The sequence below is a fragment of the Ornithinimicrobium sufpigmenti genome (assembly GCF_004322775.1).
Taxonomy (GTDB): domain Bacteria; phylum Actinomycetota; class Actinomycetes; order Actinomycetales; family Dermatophilaceae; genus Ornithinicoccus; species Ornithinicoccus sufpigmenti.
In genome coordinates, this window is sequence record NZ_CP036403.1 from 1252963 (window position 1) to 1275815 (window position 22853).

21 protein-coding genes are annotated in these 22853 nt (G+C 72.5%); 11 read left to right on the forward strand and 10 right to left on the reverse strand.

What is annotated here, in order from left to right; all coding sequences use genetic code 11:
* Window positions 1–59 precede the first annotated feature (59 nt).
* Complete coding sequence (locus ESZ52_RS05795) at window positions 60–1223, reverse strand: ROK family transcriptional regulator (RefSeq protein ID WP_238154678.1); 1164 nt, start codon at window positions 1221–1223, stop codon at window positions 60–62.
* Between the two features lie 95 nt (window positions 1224–1318).
* On the opposite strand from ESZ52_RS05795, the gene ESZ52_RS05800 reads away from it, so the two are divergent.
* The 9 genes from ESZ52_RS05800 (at window position 1319) to ESZ52_RS05840 (ending at window position 11653) form a co-directional block, all read left to right on the forward strand.
* Window positions 1319–2869, forward strand: a complete 1551-nt coding sequence (locus tag ESZ52_RS05800; RefSeq protein ID WP_131104103.1) for a sugar ABC transporter ATP-binding protein — start codon at window positions 1319–1321, stop codon at window positions 2867–2869.
* Window positions 2866–3909, forward strand: a complete 1044-nt coding sequence (locus ESZ52_RS05805) for an ABC transporter permease (RefSeq protein ID WP_131104104.1) — start codon at window positions 2866–2868, stop codon at window positions 3907–3909. Before ESZ52_RS05800 ends, ESZ52_RS05805 begins: the two co-directional genes overlap by 4 nt.
* A 2-nt stretch (window positions 3910–3911) precedes the next feature.
* On the forward strand, window positions 3912–5027 hold the full coding sequence (locus tag ESZ52_RS05810; protein ID WP_425600049.1) for an ABC transporter permease: 1116 nt from the start codon (window positions 3912–3914) through the stop codon (window positions 5025–5027).
* Window positions 5027–6331: a substrate-binding domain-containing protein gene (locus ESZ52_RS05815; RefSeq protein WP_238154677.1), complete on the forward strand. Its 1305-nt coding sequence runs from the start codon at window positions 5027–5029 to the stop codon at window positions 6329–6331. The genes ESZ52_RS05810 and ESZ52_RS05815 overlap by 1 nt, the downstream gene beginning before the upstream one ends.
* Window positions 6328–7179 (forward strand): sugar phosphate isomerase/epimerase family protein, encoded by an 852-nt coding sequence (locus tag ESZ52_RS05820; RefSeq protein ID WP_131104105.1) that lies wholly within the window; start codon window positions 6328–6330, stop codon window positions 7177–7179. The genes ESZ52_RS05815 and ESZ52_RS05820 overlap by 4 nt, the downstream gene beginning before the upstream one ends.
* Before the next feature lie 90 nt (window positions 7180–7269).
* On the forward strand, window positions 7270–8409 hold the full coding sequence (locus ESZ52_RS05825; RefSeq protein ID WP_272948404.1) for a Gfo/Idh/MocA family protein: 1140 nt from the start codon (window positions 7270–7272) through the stop codon (window positions 8407–8409).
* A gap of 46 nt (window positions 8410–8455) precedes the next feature.
* Window positions 8456–9457: a sugar phosphate isomerase/epimerase family protein gene (locus ESZ52_RS05830; RefSeq protein ID WP_131104106.1), complete on the forward strand. Its 1002-nt coding sequence runs from the start codon at window positions 8456–8458 to the stop codon at window positions 9455–9457.
* 45 nt (window positions 9458–9502) lie between these two features.
* A complete protein-coding gene (locus ESZ52_RS05835; RefSeq protein WP_202865413.1) occupies window positions 9503–10843 on the forward strand; it encodes an amidohydrolase family protein in 1341 nt (446 codons plus the stop codon).
* Between the two features lie 135 nt (window positions 10844–10978).
* The gene (locus ESZ52_RS05840) at window positions 10979–11653 is read left to right on the forward strand and encodes a DedA family protein (RefSeq protein ID WP_181010072.1); all 675 of its coding nucleotides are present in this window, start codon (window positions 10979–10981) and stop codon (window positions 11651–11653) included.
* Here the strand turns inward: ESZ52_RS05840 and ESZ52_RS05845 are convergent.
* Window positions 11586–12224 carry a cation diffusion facilitator family transporter gene (locus tag ESZ52_RS05845; protein ID WP_337590192.1) on the reverse strand — a complete coding sequence of 213 codons (639 nt, stop codon included), beginning with the start codon at window positions 12222–12224 and terminating at the stop codon, window positions 11586–11588. The genes ESZ52_RS05840 and ESZ52_RS05845 overlap by 68 nt on opposite strands.
* Before the next feature lie 109 nt (window positions 12225–12333).
* Between ESZ52_RS05845 and ESZ52_RS05850 the strand changes: the two genes are divergently transcribed.
* Window positions 12334–12975 (forward strand): YceI family protein, encoded by a 642-nt coding sequence (locus ESZ52_RS05850; protein WP_131106456.1) that lies wholly within the window; start codon window positions 12334–12336, stop codon window positions 12973–12975.
* A gap of 99 nt (window positions 12976–13074) precedes the next feature.
* Window positions 13075–13617 carry a mismatch-specific DNA-glycosylase gene (locus ESZ52_RS05855; protein WP_181010071.1) on the forward strand — a complete coding sequence of 181 codons (543 nt, stop codon included), beginning with the start codon at window positions 13075–13077 and terminating at the stop codon, window positions 13615–13617.
* Window positions 13618–13735: 118 nt separating this feature from the next.
* On the opposite strand, the gene ESZ52_RS05860 is transcribed toward ESZ52_RS05855, so the two are convergent.
* The 8 genes from ESZ52_RS05860 to ESZ52_RS05895 all read right to left on the reverse strand — a co-directional run bounded on the left by ESZ52_RS05860 (window position 13736) and on the right by ESZ52_RS05895 (window position 22848).
* Window positions 13736–15223, reverse strand: a complete 1488-nt coding sequence (locus tag ESZ52_RS05860; RefSeq protein WP_131104110.1) for an FAD-dependent oxidoreductase — start codon at window positions 15221–15223, stop codon at window positions 13736–13738.
* 107 nt (window positions 15224–15330) lie between these two features.
* Window positions 15331–16002 (reverse strand): nucleoside/nucleotide kinase family protein, encoded by a 672-nt coding sequence (locus tag ESZ52_RS05865; protein ID WP_131104111.1) that lies wholly within the window; start codon window positions 16000–16002, stop codon window positions 15331–15333.
* Window positions 15999–17417, reverse strand: coding sequence for a xylulokinase (xylB, locus tag ESZ52_RS05870; RefSeq protein ID WP_131104112.1), 1419 nt, complete (start codon window positions 17415–17417; stop codon window positions 15999–16001). Before xylB ends, ESZ52_RS05865 begins: the two co-directional genes overlap by 4 nt.
* Before the next feature lie 5 nt (window positions 17418–17422).
* Complete coding sequence (locus ESZ52_RS05875; RefSeq protein WP_202865414.1) at window positions 17423–18517, reverse strand: zinc-dependent alcohol dehydrogenase family protein; 1095 nt, start codon at window positions 18515–18517, stop codon at window positions 17423–17425.
* Between the two features lie 9 nt (window positions 18518–18526).
* Window positions 18527–19576, reverse strand: a complete 1050-nt coding sequence (locus ESZ52_RS05880; RefSeq protein WP_131104113.1) for an NAD(P)-dependent alcohol dehydrogenase — start codon at window positions 19574–19576, stop codon at window positions 18527–18529.
* Window positions 19563–21065, reverse strand: coding sequence for a mannitol dehydrogenase family protein (locus ESZ52_RS05885; protein WP_131104114.1), 1503 nt, complete (start codon window positions 21063–21065; stop codon window positions 19563–19565). The genes ESZ52_RS05880 and ESZ52_RS05885 overlap by 14 nt, the downstream gene beginning before the upstream one ends.
* On the reverse strand, window positions 21062–21925 hold the full coding sequence (locus tag ESZ52_RS05890; protein ID WP_131104115.1) for a carbohydrate ABC transporter permease: 864 nt from the start codon (window positions 21923–21925) through the stop codon (window positions 21062–21064). Before ESZ52_RS05890 ends, ESZ52_RS05885 begins: the two co-directional genes overlap by 4 nt.
* Window positions 21922–22848 carry a carbohydrate ABC transporter permease gene (locus ESZ52_RS05895; protein ID WP_131106458.1) on the reverse strand — a complete coding sequence of 309 codons (927 nt, stop codon included), beginning with the start codon at window positions 22846–22848 and terminating at the stop codon, window positions 21922–21924. The genes ESZ52_RS05890 and ESZ52_RS05895 overlap by 4 nt, the downstream gene beginning before the upstream one ends.
* Window positions 22849–22853: the final 5 nt, after the last annotated feature.

Genomic DNA, 22853 nt, shown 5'->3' on the forward strand with positions numbered 1-22853 from the left:
GACGCGGGGACCCGGGCTCGTCCCAGGCCGGGGCTCCAGACCCGGACCCAGACCCCGGCTCAGGCCGAAGCCACCCTCGCGCTCGCCGCCTCGATCGCCTCGGGCGACAGCGCGTGGTCGATGGCCAGGAACGCCGCGCCGAGGACACCGGCGTGCGCCCCCGCGCGGGAGGCGACGACCTGCAGGTGCTGGGTGGCGAGGGGCAGGGAGCGCTGGTAGACGACCTCGCGGATGCCGGCCAGCAGGTGCTCGCCGGCGTCGGCCAGGCGCCCGCCGATGACGACGAACGAGGGGTTGAGCAAATTGACGGAGGTGGCGACCACCTCGCCGATGTCGCGGCCGGCCTGGCGCACGACCTGCAACGCCGCGCGGTCGCCCTGGCGGACCAGGTCGATGACGTCCTGCGTGGTCGCCGCCCCCACCTCGAGCTCCTGCAGGCTCGCCGCGAGCGCGGGGCCGGCCGCGACCGCCTCGAGGCAGCCCTCGTTGCCGCAGCGGCACAGCACCCCGTCGGCCCGCGCCACCCGCACGTGCCCGAGGTCGCCGGCCGTCCCCTGGGCGCCGCGCTGCAGCTGGTTGCCGGAGATGATGCCCGCGCCGATGCCGGTCGCCACCTTGAGGAAGATCAGGTCGGGGACGTCGGGCAGGTGGGTCCGCTGCTCGCCCAGCGCCATGATGTTGACGTCGTTGTCGATGAGCACCGGCACGGGGAAGGTGCGCTGCAGGTGGGCCGGCACGTCATACCGGTCCCAGCCCGGCATGATCGGTGGGTTGATCGGGCGGCCGGTGGAGTGCTCGACCGGGCCGGGGAGGCCGATCCCCATCGCGATGAGGTCGCTCACCGGCCGCTTCGTCCGCCTCAGGAGGCCCTCGACCGCGGCGGCGACCCAGGCCAGCACGACGTCGGGCCCGTCCGCGATGTCCAGCGCCTCACGCGTCTCACCGAGGACCGTGCCGGACAGGTCGGTCAGGGCGGCGACGGCGTGCGTGGCCCCGAGGTCGACGGCGGCCACGACCCGTGCAGACGGGTTCATCGCGAAGAGGGACGGGGGCCGTCCGCCCGTCGACCGCGCATCGCCGTGCGGGACGACCAGGCCCAGCCGCATCAGCACCTCCACCCGCGCGGCGACGGTCGACCGCGCCAGCCCCATGGCCTCGGCCAGCTGCGCCTTCGTCCGCGGGCGGCCGTCGCGCAGGAGCTCGAACACGTCGCTGGTCTGCACGGCCGCAGTCAACCACGCAGCACTTAGTCACGTCTAGTTCTCAACTTCTGCATGTCGCTCGACAAAAGTGGTCGAAGCGTGCCATAGTCGCTGCCGTGACGAACGATGACGCCGTCGCTCCCGACGCTGCACCCCGGTCCGTGACCACGGGGTCCCCTGCCGTGCTGCGCGCACGCGGCCTCACCAAGCGCTTCTTCGGCAACGCCGTGCTCCAGGACGTCGACCTGGACCTGCACCCGGGCCAGGTCCACGGCCTCGTCGGCGAGAACGGCGCCGGCAAGTCCACGCTGATGAAGCTGCTGGCGGGCGTGCACCACCCCGACGGCGGCACCATCGAGATGCTGGGCCAGACCCGCTCCTTCAGCCACCCGGTCCAGGCCCAGGAGGCGGGCCTCTCGACCGTCTTCCAGGAGTTCAACCTCCTGCCGGACCGCACCGTCGCCGAGAACATCTACCTCGGCCGCGAGCCCCGCAGCGGGCTGCTCGTCGACACCGCGCGCATGCAGCGTGACACCGCCGACCTCCTCGACGGCCTCGGGGTGACGGGCCTGGCGCCGAGCCGGACCGTGCGCTCGCTCTCGGTCGCCGAGCAGCAGATCGTGGAGATCGCCAAGGCGGTCAGCTACGACGCCCGGATCATCTCGATGGACGAGCCCACCGCAGCCCTCGCCGGGCACGAGGTCGACCTGCTCTACCGCATCATCGAGCGCCTCCTCGAGCGGGACGTCGCGATCCTGTACGTCTCCCACCGGCTGAAGGAGATCTTCGACCTCTGCGACACCATCACCGTCCTCAAGGACGGCCGCCAGGTCGCTACCCGACCGGCCGCCGAGCTCGACGAGGCCACCCTCGTGCGGCTCATGGTCGGCCGCCCTATCTCCTCCTTCTTCCCCGACCCGCTCCCCGGCACCACCCTGGGGGAGGAGCTGCTCACCCTCAGCGGGGCGGGCAACGGGTATGTGGACGGCGTGGACCTCAGCGTGCGCGCTGGTGAGATCGTGGGTCTGGCGGGGCTGCAGGGCTCGGGTCGCACCGAGCTCGTCGAGAGCATCTTCGGCGTCCACCCCTTCACCCGCGGCACGATGACGCTGCGCGGGCGGACGGTGCGCACCACCTCCCCCCGCCAGGCGATCCGCCAGGGCCTGGCCCTGGTGACCGAGGACCGCAAGGCCAAGGGGCTGGCGCTCAACCAGTCCATCCTCGACAACGCCCTCGGCGTGGTCCGCGCGGTGCTGCCCGGGCGGGCCGCCCGCACCCGCGCCGACATGCCCGGGATCCTGTCCTCCCTGGAGGTCGCCGCCCGCTCGCTCGGGCAGGAGGTGCAGTTCCTCTCCGGCGGCAACCAGCAGAAGGTCGTCCTCGCGCGCTGGCTCAGCACCGACCCGGCGGTCATCCTCATGGACGAGCCGACCCGCGGCATCGACGTCGGCGCCAAGCACGCTATCTACGAGCTGCTGCGCCAGCTCGCCCACCGCGGCGTCGGCGTGCTCATGGTCTCCAGCGAGCTGCCCGAGGTCATCGGACTGTCCGACCGGATCCTCGTCATGCGCGACGGCCGGCTCGCCGGGGAGCTGCCCGCGGGCAGCTCCGAGGAGGACGTCATCGCCCTCGGCACCGGCGTCGGCGAGGAGGTGCGGAGCGCATGAGCACCCTCACGCACCGCTCGCGCCCCACGCGCGCGCCGATCACCTCGACGACTATCGTCCTCATCGTGCTGGCGCTCGCGCTCGTCGCCGGCGCGATCCTCACCGCCACCGCCGGGCGCAACTTCTTCAGCCCCGGCAACATCTCGGCGATCCTCACCGGCACCAGCATCCTGGGGTTCGTCGCCATCGGGCAGACCTTGGTCATCCTCGGCGGCAGCCTCGACCTCTCGGTGCCCTACGTCGTCAGCCTCAGCAGCCTCGTCGCCGGCGTCACCATGGCCGGCCAGACCGGCAACATCGCGCTCGCGGTCGTGCTCGCCCTGGGCGTCTCCGCGCTGATCGGGCTGGTCAACGGGCTGGTGGTCAGCGTGCTCCATGTCCACGGCTTCATCGCCACGCTGGGCATGGGCCTGATCCTCGCCGGCTACCTGGGCAGCAACTACAAGGGCTCCGCCGGGTCCGCGCCCCGCGACTTCCGCCTCATCGGCGCCACCAACATCGGCCCGGTCCCGGTCTCGACCCTCATCATGCTGGGCTGCGCGGTCCTGGTCATCCTGCTCCTGCGCCGCACCCGCGTCGGCCACCACCTGTATGCCGTGGGCGGCAACCCGCAGGTCGCCCGGCTCAGCGGTCTGCGCACCGCGCCGCCGGTGATCCTGGCCCACGTCCTGTGCTCGATGCTGGCCGGCATGGCCGGGCTGCTGCTGCTGGCGCGACTGTCCGTCGGCAGCCCCACCATCGGCAGCCAGGGCGGCTACGACCTCATGTCGATCGCCGCGGTCGTCCTGGGCGGCACCGTCCTGGCCGGCGGCAAGGGCAACGTCCTGGGCACCCTCGGCGGCGTGGCCATCTTCGCGGTCATGGACAACGTGATGGGCGTGCTGGAGGTCAACTCCTTCCTGCGCGACGTCGTCCGGGGCCTGGTCATCGTCCTCGCCGTCGCCGTCTACGCCCGCCGCAACATGGACCGGCGACCGGCCCGCTTCGGCACTGACCGCACCGGCGCCGCCGACCGCCGCGTCACGGAGGAGGTCGCGTGAGCATCCAGACCATCACCCCGCAGGCCGGCGACCGCCGCCGCGAGCTGCCGCGGCACGAGGGCGGCGCGCTGACCCGACTCGCCCGCACGCTCATCACCCCGGGCGGTGCCGTCTTCGTCCTCGCCGCGCTGCTGCTGGCCGCCGTCATCGCCTCCAACCCCAGCTTCGGCGAGCCCGGCTCCCTCATCCGCTTCATCGGCCGCACCGCCCCCATCGCGATCGCCGCGATCGGGCAGTACTTCGTCATCGTCTCCGGCGAGTTCGACCTGTCGATGGGTTCCGTCGTGGCGATGCAGGTCGTCCTCGCCGGCAACCTCATCGGCCAGGACGAGTCGCGCATCCTGCCGGTGATGCTGCTCATGGTCGCCCTCGGGGCGCTCGTGGGCGTGATCAACGGGCTGGCGACCACGATCCTGAAGGTGCCCAGCTTCATCGTCACCCTCGGCATGATGCTGGCGCTGTCGGGCCTGGTCCTCTACCTCACCGGCGGCGCCGCCACCGGCAACCCGGTCGACAGCTTCCGGCAGATCGGCCGCGGTGGCATCCGCGACGTCCCGGTGCTCGAGATCATCCCCTACCCGGCCATCATCCTCGTCGTCCTCGCGGTCGGCGCGGTCTGGCTCATGCGCCGCCCGTTCGGGCGCACCCTGGTCGCGACCGGCGACAACCCCGAGGCTGCCCGCCTGTCCGGCGCCTCCGTGTGGTGGGTCAAGACCCGTGCCTTCGTGCTGTCCTCCCTCGCCGCCACCGTCTCCGGGATCATCCTGGTCGGGTATGCCGGGGTGCACCCCTCCGTGGGCAGCGGCTACGAGTTCACCGCGATCACCGCCGTGGTCATCGGCGGGGTCGTCCTCGGCGGCGGACGCGGGTGGGTGCTCTCGGCCGCTGCCGGCGCCTTCGCCCTCGAGCTGCTCTTCACCCTGCTCAACTTCCTGGGCGTGGCCTCGACCTGGCGGCCCACCGTGCAGGGCGTGATCATCATCCTCGCCGTCGCCGCCTCGGCCCGGGTATGGAGTGGCGTCCGGCGCCCCGACAAGGGCCCGCTGGCACGGCATACCCCCGACACCACCGCAACCACCACCCCGCCCACCCCGGGCACGACAACAGGAGAGAACTGATGCGCAGGAAGAAGATCGGCAGCCTGATGGCCGCCACCGCCGCGCTGGCCATGCTGGCGGCGTGCTCGACCGACGAGTCGCTCGACGACCCCACCACCCCTGCGGCGGCCGAGGACAGCAACGACGGCGCCGAGCCCGACGACGCCGACGACGCCGTCGACGCCGCCGACGACACTGCCGACGACACTGCCGACGACGCTGAGGGCGAGGACGCCGGTGGCTCGGACGAGTGGTTCGACCAGGCCGTCTACGACACCCAGTACGAGCAGCGCTCGGCCACCTTCGAGGGTGACGCGTCCGCGCCGCACCTGCAGTACATCGACGGTGAGATGACCGACACCTCCGAGTTCGCGACGGACGAGGCGATGAAGGTCTGCTTCTCCAACGCCTCGATCTCCAACCCGTGGCGCCAGACCGGCTGGATCACGATGAACGAGCAGCTGAAGTCGCTGCAGGAGTCCGGCGTCATCTCCGAGATGGAGACCCGTGACGCGCAGGACGACGACAACACCCAGATCGCCGACATCGACTACTTCATCGCCGAGGCCGGCTGTGACGCCTTCGTCATCTCACCCAACTCCACCGCGGCGCTGACGCCCGCGGTCGAGCGGGCGTGCGACACGGGCATGCCGGTCGTGGTCTTCGACCGCGGTGTCGAGACCGACTGCGCGACCACCTTCATCCACCCCATCGGCGGCTACGCCTGGGGCATCGACACCGCCGAGTTCCTCGTCGAGAACCTCGAGGAGGGCGACAAGGTCGTCGCGCTGCGGATCCTGCCGGGCGTCGACGTGCTCGAGCACCGCTGGGCCGCGGCCGAGAAGATCTTCGAGGAGAACGGCATCGAGGCGGTCGACTACTTCACCGGCGCCGACCCGACCGAGATCAAGAAGATCATCTCCGACGAGCTCGCCCGCGGTGACGTCCAGGGCGTGTGGATGGACGCCGGAGACGGTGCCGTCGCCGCCATCGAGGCGTTCGAGGACGCCGGCGCGGACTACCCGGTGATGACCGGCGAGGACGAGATGAGCTTCCTGCGCAAGTGGGAGGAGACCGGGCTGACCGGTATGGCGCCCGTCTACTCCAACTTCCAGTGGCGCACCCCGCTGCTGGCGCTGGAGAAGATCGCCGCCGGCGAGGAGATCCCCGCCGAGTGGGTCCTTCCGCAGGAGCCGATCACCGAGGCCGAGCGCGGCGACTTCCTGACCGCCAACGAGGGCATGCCCGACGGTCACTACGCCAAGTTCGGCGGCGAGGACCTGCCCGGCTACCCGCAGGTGTGGCAGGACCGCGTCATCCCGTGAGGCCCCTCGGCGTCAACACCTGGGTCTGGACGTCACCGCTGACCGACGCGCAGCTGCCCGAGCTGCTCGAGAAGGTCGCGGGGATGGGCTTCACGGCGGTCGAGCTGCCGCTGGAGTCCGCGGGCGACCTCACGGTCCCCGCCGTCCGGGCGGCCCTGTCCGCCACCGGCCTGCAGCCCTACGTGGTGGGGGCGATGGCCCCGGGGCGCGACCTCGTGGTCGCCGACCCGGGCGCCGTCGCCGCCACGCAGGACTACCTGCGCCGGTGCGTGGACCTCGCCGAGGGCATCGGTGCCCCGGCGGTGTGCGGGCCGTTCTACGCCGCGACCGGCCGGGTCTGGCGGATGACGCCGACCGAGCGCGAGGCGGCCTACCAGGAGTGGCGGGACAACCTCGCCCCGGTCGTCGAGCACGCGGCGCAGGCCGGCGTGCGGATCGGGATCGAGCCGCTCAACCGCTACGAGACGTCGCTGGTCAACACCGTCGAGCAGGCCCTCACCGGGCTGGAGGGCCTGCTCGGGCCGGCGTGCGGCGTGGCGCTGGACACCTACCACGTGGGCATCGAGGAGCGGTCCTCCGCCGACGCCGTGCGGCGTGCGGGCGAGCACCTGGTGCACGTGCAGGTCTGCGGCAACGACCGGGGTGCCCCCGGCGGTGACCAGACCGACTGGCCGGGGATCCTCGCCGCCCTCGACGAGGTCGGCTACTCCGGTGGGCTGTGCATCGAGAGCTTCACCGCCGACAACGCAGCCATCGCCACGGCCGCCTCCATCTGGCGGCCGCTGGCGACCACGCAGGACGACCTGGCCGCCGACGGCCTGGCCTTCCTGCGTCAGTTGACCACCTGAGGAAGCGCGCCGCCGAGCGTCCGGCCACGGACGTCCGACCCGCCTGACCCTCCGACCACCCGCATCACCCCTTCGCAGGAGGAGAGAACCTTGGCACCTGGAGCGCCCGAGCCCCTCGGTGTGGCCGTCGTCGGCTACTCGTTCATGGGCAAGGCCCACTCCAACGCCTGGCGCAACGTCGCGGCGTTCTACCCCGACGTGCCCCCGGTGCGGATGCAGGTCCTCGTCGGCCGCGACGCCGACGCGGTTGGGCAGGCCGCCCGGCGCTACGGCTGGGCCGAGGCCGCCACCGACTGGCGGGCCGTCGTCGAGCGGGACGACATCGACATCGTCGACGTGTGCACGCCCGGCCACCTGCACGCCGAGGTGGCGCTGGCCGCGCTCGCCGCCGGCAAGCACGTCATCGTCGAGAAACCGTTGAGCAACACGGTGCCCGAGTCGGAGGCGCTGGTGGAGGCCGCCCGGCAGCAGGGGGCCGGGCGGACGATGCTGGCGCACAACTACCGGCGGGTGCCGGCGCTGGCGCTGGCCCGCGAGCTCGTGACCGAGGGCCGGATCGGGCTGGTCCGGGAGGTCCGGCTGGCCTACCTGCAGGACTGGCTCGCCGACGACACCGCGCCGATGACCTGGCGGCTGCGCCGGGAGACCGCCGGCTCCGGCGCCCTCGGCGACCTGGGCTCGCACGCCGTCGACCAGCTGCACGCCATCCTCGGCGAGCCGGTGACCAGCGTGCGCGGCGAGCTGCGCACCTTCACCCCCCAGCGGCCGGGACCCGACGGGCCCGAGGAGGTGACCGTCGACGACGCGGCCTGGGCTACCCTGCACACCCGCTCCGGGGTGGTGGCCTCGCTCGAGGTGAGCCGCGTGGCCACCGGCCGCAAGAACGCCCTCCAGGTCGAGGTCTACGGCACGACCGGGTCGCTGCGTTTCGACCTGGAGCGGCTCAACGAGCTGGTGCTGCACGAGAGCACGGGCTCGGCGACCGACGGCCCCAAGCAGATCCTCGTCACCGAGCCCGAGCACCCCTACGTGGACGCCTGGTGGCCGTCGGGGCACACCCTGGGCTGGGACTCCACGTTCATCTCCCAGGCGGCCGACCTGCTGCGCGCGATCGACGGCGGGGGAGAGCTGCTCCCCGGCTTCGCCGACGGACTGGCCGTGCAGCGGGTCCTCGCGGCCATCGAGGCCAGCCACGCGGCCGGCGGCGTGACCACGCCGACCGGCAACTGACACCCTCACCTCATACCCCCTGATCCCGCGCGACGAAGGAGACATGATGGCCAGGACGTTCACCCTCTTCACCGGCCAGTGGGCCGACCTGACCCTGGAGGAGGTCGCCGAGCTCGCGGCCGGCTGGGGCTATGACGGGCTGGAGATCGCGGTCTCCGGCGAGCACCTGGACGCCTGGCGCTGGGACGACGAGGAGTATGTCGAGGGTCGGCTGGAGATCCTGCGCCGCCACGGCCTGGGGGTGTGGGCGATCTCCAACCACCTCAAGGGCCAGGCGGTCTGCGACGACCCGATCGACGAGCGGCACAAGGCGATCGTCGGCCCGCGGGTCTGGGGCGACGGCGACCCCGAGGGTGTGCGGCAGCGCGCCGCGGAGGAGCTCAAGCTCACCGCGCGGCTGGCCCAGAAGATGGGGGTCAAGACGGTCGTCGGCTTCACCGGGTCCTCGATCTGGCAGTACGTCGCGATGTTCCCGCCCGTGCCCGCCGCGCGGATCGAGGCCGGCTACCAGGACTTCGCCGACCGGTGGAACCCGATCCTCGACGTCTTCGACGAGTGCGGGGTGCGCTTCGCCCACGAGGTGCACCCCAGCGAGATCGCCTACGACTACTGGTCGACCGTGCGCGCGCTGGAGGCGGTCGGCCACCGGGAGGCGTTCGGGCTGAACTGGGACCCGAGCCACATGATGTGGCAGGGCATCGACCCGGTCGGCTTCATCACCGACTTCGCCGACCGGATCTACCACGTGGACTGCAAGGACACCCGGATGCGGATGGGCAACGGCCGTCACGGCATCCTGTCCTCCCACCTGCCCTGGGGCGACCAGCGCCGCGGCTGGGACTTCGTCTCCGCCGGGCGGGGCGACGTGCCCTGGGAGGACTGCTTCCGGGCGCTGGCTCACGCCGGCTACGACGGCCCGGTCTCGGTGGAGTGGGAGGACGCGTCGATGGACCGGCTGCACGGCGCCCCCGAGGCGCTGGCCTACCTGCGCCGCTTCGACTACCCGGCCCCGGCGCAGTCCTTCGACTCCGCCTTCAGCCAGGAGTAGGGGCGGCCCGCAGTACGCTGGACGGGTCCGGAGGAAGGCGGGCTCGTGGCGAGGACTGGCAGCACGCGCAGGCGCCGGCGCCTGGGGCGCTGGCTGCGACGTCTGGTCCTCTACCCGCTCCTGGCCCTCGGGCTGGCCGGGATCGCGATGGCTGTCTGGGTGGAGGCGACGAGGTTCCGCGCGGGCGAGCCGATGGAGGGACCACTGGTCCTGACGGGGATGACGGCGCTCGTCGGGCCGGAGCTGGAGCCGCTGTCCGGGGTGACCGTCCTGGTCCGGGACGGCAGGGTGGCCGACGTCGGCACGCGCGTGGATATCCAGCTGCCGGAGGGCGCGACCGTGCTCGACCTGGCGGGCCACACGGTGATGCCCGGCCTCATCGACTCCCACGTGCACCTCGCCGCACCCAGCGGGTCCGGGGTCGGCGCGATCGCGTTGTCGGTCGTGGAGTGGCTGCGGGACGCGGGCCCACGCCGCGCGGCGTACCTCGAGCACGGCGTCACCTCGGTCCGCAGCATGGGCGACGACCCGGGATGGATCCTGGCGCTGCGCCAGAAGGTCGCGGACGGCGAGCTGGCCGGCCCGCGCATCTTCGCCGCCGGACCGGTGTTCACCACGCCGGGAGGACACCCGGTGGTCACCCTCGGGGGCAGCACCGACGACCCCGGGGTGCGCGTCCCCGCCACCGCCGACGAGGCCAGGTCCATGGTGCGGGAGCTGACCACCGCCGACCAGCCGGTCGATGTGATCAAGGTGATCCACGACCGCGGTGACCCGAGATACCGGTCGCTGGACCCGATCCCGGTGCCGGTCCTGCAGGCCATCGTCGACGAGGCCCACGCACATGGCACCCCGGTGGTCGCGCACTGGGGGACCGTGCCGGACCTCGAGGAGCTGCTCGCGGCAGGTGTCGACGGCCTGGACCACCTGGAACCGCGCGGGGTCGCGCAGGGCTGGGAGGAGGATCTGCTGGCCAGGGTCGTCGCGGACGGCCCCACGCTGGCGCCGACCTTCGCCGTCGTCGAGCCGGTCCTTGATCCCTCCATGCTCGGGACGCTGCAGGGCCGGCTCGCGGAGTTCGTCGAGGCCGGTGGCCGGGCCGTCGCCGGCAGCGACGCACCCATGAACGGCGTGGAGTTCGGCGCGGGCCTCGTCCGCGAGCTCGAGCTGCTGGTCGACGCCGGGATGACGCCCCGCCAGGCTCTGGTGGCGGCGACGTCGACCGCCGCCGACCTGATGGGCACGGAGGAGGCGGGTGTGCTGCAGGAAGGCCGCCCGGCCGACCTGCTCGTCGTGCGCGGCGACCCGCTGAGCGACATCAGCGCCGTCCGCGACGTCGCGCTGGTCCTGCGGGACGGGACGCCCGTCGTCGACAACCGTCCGTGACGACGAGGCTGCCGGACGGCCCGGTGGCTGGGCTGCAGCGGCCCGCCCGACGTCTGCGCTGACGGCACGTGGTGGGCGCCGCCGTCGGGGATGGCCGCGGTGGCATACTTGCCCAGCCCCGCAGAAAGAGGACCCATGGTCGAGGCGCTCAACGCCTTCATCGAGACGCACGCCGACTCGGCCTGGCTGTTGCCGATCGTGTTCGCGATCTGCATCCTCGACGGTCTGCTGCCGCCCGCCCCCGCCGAGCCCGTGCTGGTGGCCCTGGGCGCGATCGCGGCTGCGGAGGGCCGACCCGGTCTCGTCACGCTGATGGCGGTGGCGGCGGCGGGCGGGTTCGTCGGGGACAACCTCACCTACACCCTGGGCCGGTACACCCGCCTGGGGCGCCTCCGGGAGAGCCGACGGCCGAAGGTGCGCGCCTTCTTCACCTGGATCGCCGGGTTGCTGCAGCGGCGCGGCGGCATGATCATCATCGCCTGCCGCTACGTGCCGGGTGGCCGCCAGCTGGTGAACCTCACCGCGGGCGCCATGGAGTTCCCTCGCCGCCGGTTCATCCTCTTCGACAGCATCGCGGTGACGGCGTGGGCCGCCTACAACGTGGGCATCGGCGCGGTGGCGGGGGCCTGGCTGGAGGAGAACCCCCTCCTGGCCGCGGTCGTCGCCGTCGTCGTCGCCCTCGCGCTGGGCTGGCTGGCCGAGCGTGGTGCACGGTGGTGGCGGGAGCGGTCCAGCGAGCAGGTCAGTCGCCGCAGCAACCCTCTCCACGCCACGCCTCGAGGCCCTCGCGCACCGCGACCGCGGCGATGACGAGCGCGGCGACCGCGTCCAGCCACCACCAGCCGAGGAGCGAGTTGGCCAGCAGCCCGACGAGCAGGACCGCGGACAGGTAGGTGCACAGCAGGGTCTGGGTGCCGTCGGCGTGCACCGCGCCGGAGCCCAGCTCACGACCGGTGCGGCGCTGCGCCCACGACAGCACCGGCATGATGAGCAGGGACAGGACCGCCAGCACGATGCCGACCGTCGAGGAGTCGGGGCGGGTGCCGGCGAGCAGCGCCGAGACCGACTCGTAGGTGACGTAGAGGGCCAGCGCGAAGAAGGACAGGCCGATCAGCCGTCCGGCCAGCCGTTCGCGCGTCTCGGGCAGCGGGTGACGGAACTGCCACAGGATGATGAGGCCGCTGGCGACCTCGACGGTCGAGTCCAGCCCGAAACCGACCAGCGCCGCAGAGCCGGCCACCCGGCCGGCGGCGATCGCCACGACCGCCTCCACGACGTTGTAGACGACAGAGGCCCCGGCGAGCAGCTGCGCCCGGCGGGCCAGGGTGGCGCGACGCTCCGGCGTCAGGAGGGCGAAGCCGCGGTTCGTGCTGGTCGTCACCCGGTCAAGGCTAGCGCGGCACCGGTGGGGGTATGTAGTTGACATATCACCTTTCAGTCCTCTAAAGTAGGTGACTGATCACCTACTCCCTCTCGTGAAGGAGCTCACCATGGGCCTGTTCGACTGGTTCACCAAGAAGTCCACCCCCGCCGCCGAGTCCGCCACCCCGTCCGGTGCCGTCGCCACGCTGGAGCGCGAGCCCGACGCTGTCACCGAGACGCTGGCCGGCACCTGGACCATCGACCCCGGCCACAGCAGCCTGGGCTTCACCGCCCGGCACGCGATGGTCACCAACGTGCGCGGCACCTTCGACGAGGTCGAGGGCTCGGGCACCCTGGACCTCACCGACCCCGCCAACTCCTCGGTGACCGTCCTCATGCAGGCGTCGAGCATCAACACCGGCTCCGCCGACCGCGACGGCCACCTGCGCAGCGCCGACTTCTTCGACGTCGAGACCTACCCCGAGCTGCGGTTCGTCTCCACCTCGGTGGAGCGCCTCGCCGGTGAGACCCTGCGCGTCGCGGGCGACCTCACCATCAAGGACGTCACCCGTCCGGTCAGCATCGACGTTGAGTTCACCGGTGTCGCGACGGACCCGTTCGGCAACCAGCGCGCCGGCTTCGAGGGCACGACCACGGTCAACCGCAAGGACTGGGGTCTGGAGTGGAACGCCGCCCTGGAGACCGGTGGCGTCCTGGTCAGCGAGAAGATCAAGCTCACCCTCGACATCTCGGCCATCAAGTCCGTCTGACCGCATCGTCGGTCTCCGGGGACCGCCCGCCATCGACGTGCAGCCGGCGATCAGCCGGGCGTACTCTGGGGCGTCCCGACTCCGGAAGAGGAACCGATAGTGGACGTCCTGGACGACCTGCTCGACCACGACCTGCCGCTCGTCATCGTGGGCACCGCGGTGGGGGAGTGCGCCTTCCGCCGAGGTCACTACTACGCCGGGCCGGGCCAGTCCTTCTGGACCCGGCTCGCCGGGGCTGGCCTCACCCCGCACGTGCTCGCTCCCCAGGAGGACGCGTCCCTGCTCGAGCACGGCATCGGGCTGACCGACCTGATCAAGGTCGAGGAGGAGTCGCAGGGCCGCCGGCTGGTCTTCGACGTCCCCGGGCTCGACGCGAAGCTGTCGCACCACCGGCCCCGCTGGGTCGCCTTCAACGGCAAGATCGCGGCCACCCACTGCGCCAGGTGGGCCGGGCACCGGGCACCCGGGCTCGGCCTGCAGGACTGGGCCTTCGCCGGTGCCCCGGTCTTCGTGCTGCCCAGCAGCTCCGGGGCCAACCGCCGCCGCGACTACGACGGCCGGCCGGACCGCGCGTCCTGGTGGAACGAGCTCGGCGACCTCCTCAGGCAGGACGCCGAGCCGGCGCAGGCCAGGAGCGCCTGACTCCGGGCGTCCCCGGCTCCGGCAACGTCCTGCACCGCAGACAACGTCGACGACGCTGCCTGCGGTGCAGCACGTTGTGTGTCCCGCGTGTCGGAGTGCGTGCCCGCGACAGGCCGGCTCACTGCTCCTTCAGCGCCGAGGTGGCCGGGCCTTCCAGCACCCGCCCGTCGGCGCCGAAGCGCGAGCCGTGCAGGGGGCAGTCCCAGGACTTCTCGGCGTCGTTCCAGTTCAGCTTGCCGCCGAGGTGCGTGCACACCGCCGAGACCTTCCGGGTCTGACCGCCGACGGTGCTGCACGCCACCAGGCTCGCGCCCTCGCGGCCGACGACGCCCTCACCCTCTGCAGGCGGTGAGTCAGGCAGCGAGCGTGCCATCCCACCGGCCCACCCCTTCGCCAGGTGCGCGGTGACCTCCGCGTTGATCCGGCCCACGCTGACCAGCCGCGAGCCGGCGCTGCCGCGCTCCTGGTAGAGCTGCGCCCACTCCGGCACGTCCCCGGTCACCCACCCGGCCAGCGCGATCGCCGCGGCGGCACCGTTCGTCATACCCCACTTGCCGAAGCCGCTGGCGCACAGCAGGGTCGTGTCATCGCCGGCCAGCGGCCCGACGACAGGTATGCCGTCCTCGCTCTGGTAGTCCTGCGCCGACCAGCTGTGCGCCTCCTCGGCGCCCGGGAAGACCTCCTGGGTCCAGCGTCGCAGGTCCTCGACGTTGCCCTGGGCGTGCGGGTCGCGGCCCACGGTGTGCCCGTTGCCGCCGACCAGCAGGAACTCCTCGCCGCCGACCGGCACCGAGCGGATCGAGCGTGTCGGGCTGTCGACGGACAGGTACATGCCCTGCGGCGGCGTGCCGCCCGGCAGCCGGTAGGACTGGGCGTAGGAGCGCTGCGGCTCCAGCCGGGCGAAGTGCATGCCCCGGTCCAGGATCGGCATCCCGGTCGCGAGCACGACGGTGCGCGCCAGGATCGGCCCGTGGTCGGTACGCGCCTCGTGCGGCGTCCCCGACTTCAGCCCCATCACCCGGACGCCCTCGACGATCCGGCCCCCGCCGGCCCGGATCTCGCGCGCCAGCTGGTCGAGCGCGATGAGCGTGTGCGCCTGCAGCTGGTCACCCAGCCGCATCACCGCGACCGGCGTGTCGACGGCATACTCCATCGCCTCCGCGCCCAGGGCCTCCACCGGCAGCCCGGCCTCGGTCGCCGCCTCCCACTCCTGGGTGAGCGAGTGCTTGCCCTTCCTGGTCGTCGCGTAGGTCAGCGCGGGGCGCCGCTGCAGCGCGACCCCCTCGCCGACCACGTCCAGCCACCACTGCATGCCGATCCGGTTGGCCTCGACATACCGGCGCACCGCCTCCGGCCCCGCCTTGCTACGGATGCGGGACAGGGAGGTGCCCTGGAGGAGCGAGACCTTTCCGGTGGTGCGCGCGGTCGTCACCCCGCCCACGTCGCGCGCCTCGACCACGACCACGTCCAGGCCCTGCTTGACCAGCGCGTGCGCCGTCGCCAGGCCGGTCAAGCCGGCGCCCACCACCAGCACCTCGCAGCTGGCCCCGTCGGGCCAGGGGTCGGTCTCGGGTCGGGGTGCCGATGCCTGCCAGATGGACGTCATCTCAACCAGCTGCCTTCCGTGAAAAGAGAGCGCCCCGGCGGCTCCACCGGGTCGTCCGTCCATCGTGGGCCGGGGGCGGCGAGGCTGCCAGGTGAAGCGTCCTTGCCTCAGGAGGTCATGCGGACGACGCGGGTGGCCCGGCCCCTGAGGGCTTCCACGGCCAGTGCGTTCGTCCGGTCGGGCCCGAGCGCCCGGTCGCGCGCACGCGTGGGGTCCTCGCCGTGGCGGACGTGGCGCTGGATGAGGCGTGCCTCCCGAGCGGTCGCGTCGAGGTCGACGAACCACACCTCGTCCATGGCGGCCCGAGCCAGGGGCCAGGCGCCGTCGGGGGAGAGCAGGTAGTTGCCCTCGGTGAGCACGAGCGGCACCGTCGGCAGGACCGGCAGCGCGGAGCCGATCGCGGTCTCGAGGTCGCGGTCGTAGGTCGGGGCGTACACGATCTCGTCCGGTCCCTGGTCGCGCAGCCGGGTGAGGAGCGCGGCATACCCGGCGTCGTCGAAGGTGTCGATGGCTCCCTTGCGGCCCCGGGCGCCCCGGGCGTGGAGGATCTCGTTGCTCAGGTGGAAACCGTCCATCGGGACGACCGCCACGAGCTCGGGTCCGAGCGTGTCCGCGAGGGCGGCCGCCAGCGTGGACTTGCCGGCTCCCGGTGCGCCGGTCAGTCCGAGGATCGTGCGGCGTCCCCGCCCGGCCAGGGCCCGGGCGTCGGCCACCAGGTCCGGGAGGGAGTCGGCAGAGTCGGCACCTCGCGGTCCGTCCGGCGCCGTGAGCGAGGTCACTGCCGCACGCCGTGGACCGTGGCGAGCAGCTCCGCGTACCGTCCCTTGATCTCCTCCACCCGGGGGTCGGCGACGGGTTCGGCCGCGGTGACGTGCTCCACCGGCCACTCGGGGAGAGCCTCCTCGCCGGAGAGCACCCAGGCGGCCTGCCGGGCGGCGCCCCGGGCGACGTACTCCCCGGGGCTCGGCACCACCAGCGGGACGCCGATGAAGGTCGAGGCGATCTCGCGCACGGCCGCCGAGCCGGTCGCGCCACCGATGAGCAGCACCCGCTGCACGTCGACGCCCTCGCGGCGCAGCGCGTCGACGCCGGCGGCGACGTTGAGCAGCATGCCCTCGACGAAGGCGCGCGCCATGTTGGCCGGGGTCAGGTTGGCCCTGGTCATCCCGGTGAGGGTCCCGGTCGCGGTCGGCAGGTTGGGGGTGCGCTCGCCGTCGAGGTAGGGCAGGAGGGTCAGGCCACCCGCCCCGGGCTCGGCCTCCAGCGCGAGCCGCTCCATCCCGGCCAGGTCCGTGCCCAGGGCCGTGGCGCCGGCGCTGAGCACCCGGGCGGCGTTCAGCGTGCACATGAGCGGCAGGTGGCTGCCGGTGGCGTCGGCGAAGCCGGCCACCTCGCCGCTGGGGTCGCGCGTCGGCCGCGGGTGGGAGGCGTAGGCCGTCCCGCTCGTCCCCAGCGAGACCGCGACGTCCCCCGGGCCCAGGCCCAGCCCGAGCGCCGCGGCCGCGTTGTCCCCGGCGCCGGGCCCGACCAGCAGCCCGCCCGGGGTCCGGCCCGCTGCCTCGCGGGGACCGACCACCTCCGGCAGCTCCAGCTCCCGACCGGTCGCGAGCTGCAGCAGGTCCTTCCGGTAGGTGTCGGTGGACGCCGCGTAGTACCCGGTGCCGGACGCGTCCGACCGGTCCGTCACCCACCGCTGCACGGTGCCCCCGCCCGCCACGAGCCGGCTCGTCAGCCAGTCGTGCGGCAGCACGCAGGTCCGGGTGCGGGCCAGGTGCTCGGGCTCGTGCCGCGCCAGCCAGCGCAGCTTGGTCACCGTGATCGCGGCGACCGGCACCACGCCGGTCGCGTCCGCCCACGCCTGCGGCCCGCCGAGCTCGTCGATGAGGTCGACGGCGTCCGGGGCCGAGCGGGTGTCGTTCCACAGCAGCGCCGGCCGGACCACCTGCTGGTGCTCGTCGAGGCACACCATCCCGTGCTGCTGGCCCCCCACGGAGACGGCGGACACACCGTCCAGCATGCCGCCGGAGGTCACCTGCTCCAGGGCCTCCCACCACCGGTCGGGGTGGACCTCGGTGCCGTCGGGGTGCGGGGCACGGGCGCTGCGCACCACCTCGCCCGTCCGGGCATCGCAGACCACGACCTTGCAGGACTGGGTCGAGCTGTCGATCCCGGCGACGAGGGTGGGGGTGGTCATCGGTGTCAGTCCTCCCAGACGATGCAGACCTTGCCGGCCTGGCCCGCGTCAGCGACCTGGTAGGCCGTGCCCGCCTCGGCCAGGGGGTAGCGGTGGGTGACGATCCTCTCAGGGTGCTCCCCCCAGCGCACCAGCAGGTCGAGCAGCTCGGCCATGTGCTGCACCGACGACACCCACGAGCCGTGCACGCTGATCTGCGGGTGGATGAGCATGGGGGAGACGTCCATCGTCATCGTGCTGCCCTCCCCGACGAGCACGCAGCGTCCCCAGTGCCGGGTATGCCGCAGCGCCGCCAGCCGGGCGTCCGGGTGGCCGGAGCAGTCGATGGTCACCTCGCAGCCGCGATCGTCGGTGGCGTCCGCGACGGCCGCGGCCAGGTCGTCCGGATCGGTCACGGCCACGTCCAGCAGGTCCAGGCTCTGCGCCAGCTCCACCCGGCTGGCCACCGGGTCCATGCCGATCACCCTGGTGGCGCCCAGGTGGCGACCCAGCATGGCCGCCGCCAGACCGACCGGGCCCAGCCCGGTGACCAGCAGCGTGTCCCGGCCGCTGACCTGCCCGCGCAGCAGGCCCTCGTAGGCGGTGCCGAAACCGCAGGAGACCAGCGCGCCGTCGACGAAGGTCAGCGGCTCGGGCAGCAGCAGGCAGCTGACCTCCTCGGCGAGCAGGTAGTCCGCGTGCCCGCCGTCCCGCTGCCAGCCGTGCGCGGCGCGGTGCTCGCTGCTGCACCCGACGGGGTAACCGCGGCGACACTCCTCGCACTGGCCGCACCCGCTGATGTGGTAGACGACGACCCGGTCGCCGGGCGAGAGCCGACGGGCGCCGGGCCCCACCTCGACCACCTCGCCGCAGGGTTCGTGCCCGGCGACGACGCCCTGGTAGGCCTCGGCCCCGACGCCGAGGTGCTCACGGTAGATCGCCCGGATGTCCGACCCGCAGATGCTCGAGGCCCGCATCCGCAGCAGTACCTGTCCCGGGCCGGGGCGGGGCACGTCGAGCGTGACGTCGCGCACCGTGGAGTCGCCGGGCAGCCGGACGCCGCGCATCGTCGACGGCAGGCTCGACGGCAGGGGCGACGGCAGGGGCGACGGCAGGGGCATGTGTCTCCTTCAGGTCTGGGGGTGGATCATCGACTTGATCGCGTGCGGGTCGTCCGCGGCCGCGGTGAGCGCCTGGGCCGTCTGGTCCAGACCGAAGTGCCCGGTCACCAGGTGGTCGACCCGCACCTGCCCCGAGGCGATGAGCCCGATCGCGGTCGGCCAGGTGTTGGCATAGCGGAAGACCCCGGTGACCAGCAGCTCCCGCTCCTGCACGAGCGACAGGGGCAGCTCCAGGGTGTCGTCGCCCATCCCGACGAGCACCGCCCTCCCGGCCGGGGCCAGCACAGCCATCCCCGCCACGGTCGACCCCGCGTGACCGCTGCACTCCAGCAGCACGTGCGGGCGCCGCCGCTGCCCGAACCAGTCCTCGAGCGTTCCGTCCCGCACGTCGACCGTGTGCGTGGCCCTGTCGGCAGCGGCGACCGCGAGCCGGTGGCTGTTGACGTCGGCGACGACCACCTCCGCGGCCCCCGCGACCCGGGCCACCTGGGCGCACAGCAGCCCGACGGGTCCGGCGCCGGTCACCAGGACGCGGTCGCCGGGCCCGACCCCCGCCTTGCGGCAGGCCCACAGCGCCACCGACAGCGGCTCGACCATCGCGGCCGCGTCGTCCGACACCTCCTCGGGGACGGGGTGGGCGAAGGCGTGATGGTGGGTGATGACCTCGCTCAGCGACCCGTCCACCGGAGGGGTGGCGTGGAAGACCATGTCCGGGCAGAGGTTGTAGCGCCCGCCCAGGCACTGCTCGCACTCGCGGCAGGGCACCCCCGGCTCGATGGACACACGCTGTCCGACCCGGTGTGGGTCGACGTCGCGACCGACCTCCAGCACCACCCCCGCGGACTCGTGGCCGAGGACGAGGGGGGAGGTCACCGCATACGAGCCGATCCGCCCGTGCGTGTAGTAGTGGGTGTCGGACCCGCACACCCCCACCGAGGTCACCTCGATGAGCACCTCGTCCGCCGAGGGCCGTGGGCGGGGCCGCTCCTCGACCCGCAGCTCACCGGGCCGGACGAGCACGGCCGTCCTCGTCGTACGACTCTGCTCAGGCACCGACATGGTCCTCGAGGGTGGCACGCGCCCCCTTCTCGTGCAACGAGGAGAGGCAAGCGGCGTAGGCGGTGGTGAACCTCTCGTCGTGCCGCAGGTCGCCGAAGAAGGACTCGTCCTCCAGGAAGGCGAGCGGCTCCTCTCCCTGCCGCGCGGCGGCGGCCATCACCTTCTCCCTGAACCGGTCGACCACCTCGATCGGCTCACCCTGCTCGTCCACGCCCTCGGCATATCGTGCCCAGGAGGCGACCACCAGCGCGGAGGACTCGATCTGCCCGCCGTGCCGGAGGTTGTGCCGGATCACCGGCACCAACCACTTGGGTATGCGGTCCGACGACTCCGCGCACAGCCGGGCCAGGGTGTCGCGCACCTCCGGGTTGGCGAAGCGCTCCACCAGCTCGTGCCGGTAGGTCTCCAGGTCGACGCCGGGCACCTCCGGCAGGGTGGGCGTGGCCTCGTGCTCCATGTAGCCGAGCAGGAACCGGACGAAGAGCGGGTCCTGGCACACCTCGTGGGCGTAGCGGTAGCCGGAGAGGTAGCCGAGGTAGCAGAGGGCCTGGTGGCTGGCGTTGAGCAGCCGCAGCTTCATCAGCTCGTAGGGGACGACGTCGTCGACGACCTGCGCCCCGGCCCGCTCGAAGGCGGGGCGCCCGGTGGGGAAGTGGTCCTCCAGCACCCACTGGGTGAACGGCTCGCAGACCACCGGCCACGCGTCCTGCACCCCGAAGCGCTCGGCGAGCGCCGCGACGTCCTCGGGGCTGGTCACCGGGGTGATGCGGTCGACCATGGCGTTGGGGAAGGCGACGTGCTCGGCCAGCCAGGGCGCCAGCGGCTCCGCGCCGTCGCCCCGCTCGTCCTGGAGGGCGGCGAAGGCGCCGATCGTGGCGCGGGCGACGTCGCCGTTGCCCGGGAGGTTGTCGCACGACATGACGGTGAACGGTGCGGTCCCCGCCGTCCGACGCCGGCGCAGCGCCTCGGTGATGAGGCCGAAGGCGCTGCGCGGGCTGCCGGGGGAGTCCAGGTCGGACTGCAGGACGGGGTCGTCGGGGTCGAAGTCCCCCGTCACCTGGTTGACGTGGTAGCCGCCCTCGGTGATCGTCAGCGAGACGATCCGGACCCGGGGGTCGGTCATCGCGTCCAGCACGGCCTCCGGGTCCTCGGGCGCGAAGAGGTAGTCGACCATGCCGCCCAGGACCCGGGGCTCCAGCCGCCCGTCGGGGTGCTTGACCACGAGGGTGAAGAGGTAGTCCTGGGCCCGCAGGGCGTCGCGCATCCGCACGTCGCCGGGCATGGTGCCGACCCCGACGATGGCCCAGTCGTGCGCCTGACCCTCCTCCATCAGCCGGTCCAGGTACATCGCCTGGTGGGCGCGGTGGAAGCCGCCGACCCCGATGTGCACGATGCCCGGGGTCAGGGCCGAGCGGTCGTAGCTCGGTCGGGCCACCCCGTCGGGCAGCCGGTCGAGCGTGGCGCCGCTCAGCGGGACCGGTCCGGTCACTTGACGGCACCCATCGACAGGCCCTGGACCAGCTTGTCCTGGGCGGCGAAGCCGGCCGCCAGCACGGGGAGCGAGACGACGAGGCTGGCCGCGCAGACCTGGGCGAGGAAGAGGCCCTGGCTGGTGACGAACCCGGTCAGGTAGACCGGTGCGGTCTGCGCGACGGTGCTGGTCAGCACCCGGGCGAGGAGCAGCTCGTTCCAGCTGAAGATGAAGCAGATAAGCGCCGCCGCGGCGATGCCGGGCATCACGACGGGGGCGATCACCCTGCGCAGCGTGGTCGTCACGCTCGCCCCGTCGATCTGCGCCGCCTCGATCATCTCCACCGGCACCTCCGCGAGGAAGGAGCGCAGCATCCAGATCGCGATCGGCAGGTTCATCGAGGTGTAGAAGATCGTGAGCAGGAAGATGTTGTCGAGCAGCCCGGAGAACTGCGCGAACAGGTAGATCGGCAGGATGGCGGCGACGATCGGCAGCATCTTGGTGGAGAGCATGAAGAAGAGCACGTCCTGCCACTTCTTCACCGGCCGGATCGACAGGGCGTAGGCGGCCGGGAAGGCCAGCGCGATGACGAGCGCGGTCGACAGCACGCTGGCCGTGGCCGAGTTGAGCAGCGGACCCCAGGGGTCGGCGCCGAAGAAGTTGCGGTAGCCCTCCACGCTGAACGGGGCGAACAGCTGTGGCGGGTTGGTCGCCGCGTCGGTCTCGCTGCGGAAGGACACCAGCACCATCCACAGGAAGGGGATGAAGAAGAGCAGGCCGATGGCCCAGGCCAGGACGGTCAGCCCCAGCCCCTGGCGGCCCGCCTTGTCGCGGAAGGGGGTGCGACGTTGGCTGCGGGGCTTCAGGGCGATGGTCATCGGGCTTCTTCCTTGAAGACGGTGAAGACGGTCCGCAGCGCGAGCATCGCCACGACGAGCGTGCCCGCCACCGTGACCACGCCGGCGGCGGAGGCGCGTCCGTAGTCCTGGGCGGTGTAGAAGGTCTGGTAGACGAAGTAGGGCAGGTTGGCACTGCCGGTGGCGCCGGCGGTGATGGTGAAGACGTGGTCGAAGTTCTGCACCACGTAGATGGTGCCGAGCAGCGCACTGAGCTCGATGTAGGGACGCAGGTGGGGCAGCGTCATGTGGATGAAGATCTGCCAGCTGCTCGCCCCGTCGATGCGCGCCGCCTCGACCACGTCCAGCGGCCTGCTCTGCAGCCCGGCCAGCAGGATGAGCATCATGAACGGCGTCCACTGCCAGGAGATGGCGGCGATGAGGGCGGGCAGCGGCATACTGCCCACCCAGTCCGGCTGCGGCGCGTCATCCCCCAGGAAGAGGGTCAGGAGACCGTTGAACAAGCCGTACTCCGGGTTGTACAGGGCGTGCTTCCACAGCAGGGCCGCCGCGATGGGCACGAGCAGGAACGGGGCGATCATCATGGTCCGGACCACGCCGCGCCCGGGGAACTTGCGGTCCAGGAGCAGGGCGATGATCAGGCCGAGGACCAGGCAGATGAGCACCACGCTCACCGTCAGCACGATGGTGACGAACACCGCCGAGCGGGCGTTGACGTCGGTGAAGACCCGGGCGTAGTTGCTGAGGCCGGCGAACCCCCGCTCCTCGGGGTAGTAGGAGTTCCAGTCCATGAACGAGACGATGAGCGTCCCGAGGAAGGGCAGCTGGGTCAGCACGATCACGAAGATCAGCGCCGGGAGCAGCGGCAGCCGGCGGCGCCACTTCTCCGACATCAGCCTCGAGCGCTCGGCGGGGGGTGGGGCGCCCGTCCGGACGGCGTCCATCTCGG

What these genes read in the sequence shown, in the direction of transcription:
- ESZ52_RS05805 (WP_131104104.1), top strand. Translation starts at nt 2,866, where the DNA reads ATGAGCACCCTCACGCACCGCTCGCGCCCCACGCGCGCGCCGATCACC.
- ESZ52_RS05815 (WP_238154677.1), top strand. Translation starts at nt 5,027, where the DNA reads ATGCGCAGGAAGAAGATCGGCAGCCTGATGGCCGCCACCGCCGCGCTG.
- ESZ52_RS05830 (WP_131104106.1), top strand. Translation starts at nt 8,456, where the DNA reads ATGGCCAGGACGTTCACCCTCTTCACCGGCCAGTGGGCCGACCTGACC.
- ESZ52_RS05840 (WP_181010072.1), top strand. Translation starts at nt 10,979, where the DNA reads ATGGTCGAGGCGCTCAACGCCTTCATCGAGACGCACGCCGACTCGGCC.
- ESZ52_RS05850 (WP_131106456.1), top strand. Translation starts at nt 12,334, where the DNA reads ATGGGCCTGTTCGACTGGTTCACCAAGAAGTCCACCCCCGCCGCCGAG.
- ESZ52_RS05860 (WP_131104110.1), bottom strand. Translation starts at nt 15,223, where the DNA reads ATGACGTCCATCTGGCAGGCATCGGCACCCCGACCCGAGACCGACCCC.
- xylB (WP_131104112.1), bottom strand. Translation starts at nt 17,417, where the DNA reads ATGACCACCCCCACCCTCGTCGCCGGGATCGACAGCTCGACCCAGTCC.
- ESZ52_RS05875 (WP_202865414.1), bottom strand. Translation starts at nt 18,517, where the DNA reads ATGCCCCTGCCGTCGCCCCTGCCGTCGCCCCTGCCGTCGAGCCTGCCG.
- ESZ52_RS05880 (WP_131104113.1), bottom strand. Translation starts at nt 19,576, where the DNA reads ATGTCGGTGCCTGAGCAGAGTCGTACGACGAGGACGGCCGTGCTCGTC.
- ESZ52_RS05890 (WP_131104115.1), bottom strand. Translation starts at nt 21,925, where the DNA reads ATGACCATCGCCCTGAAGCCCCGCAGCCAACGTCGCACCCCCTTCCGC.
- ESZ52_RS05895 (WP_131106458.1), bottom strand. Translation starts at nt 22,848, where the DNA reads ATGGACGCCGTCCGGACGGGCGCCCCACCCCCCGCCGAGCGCTCGAGG.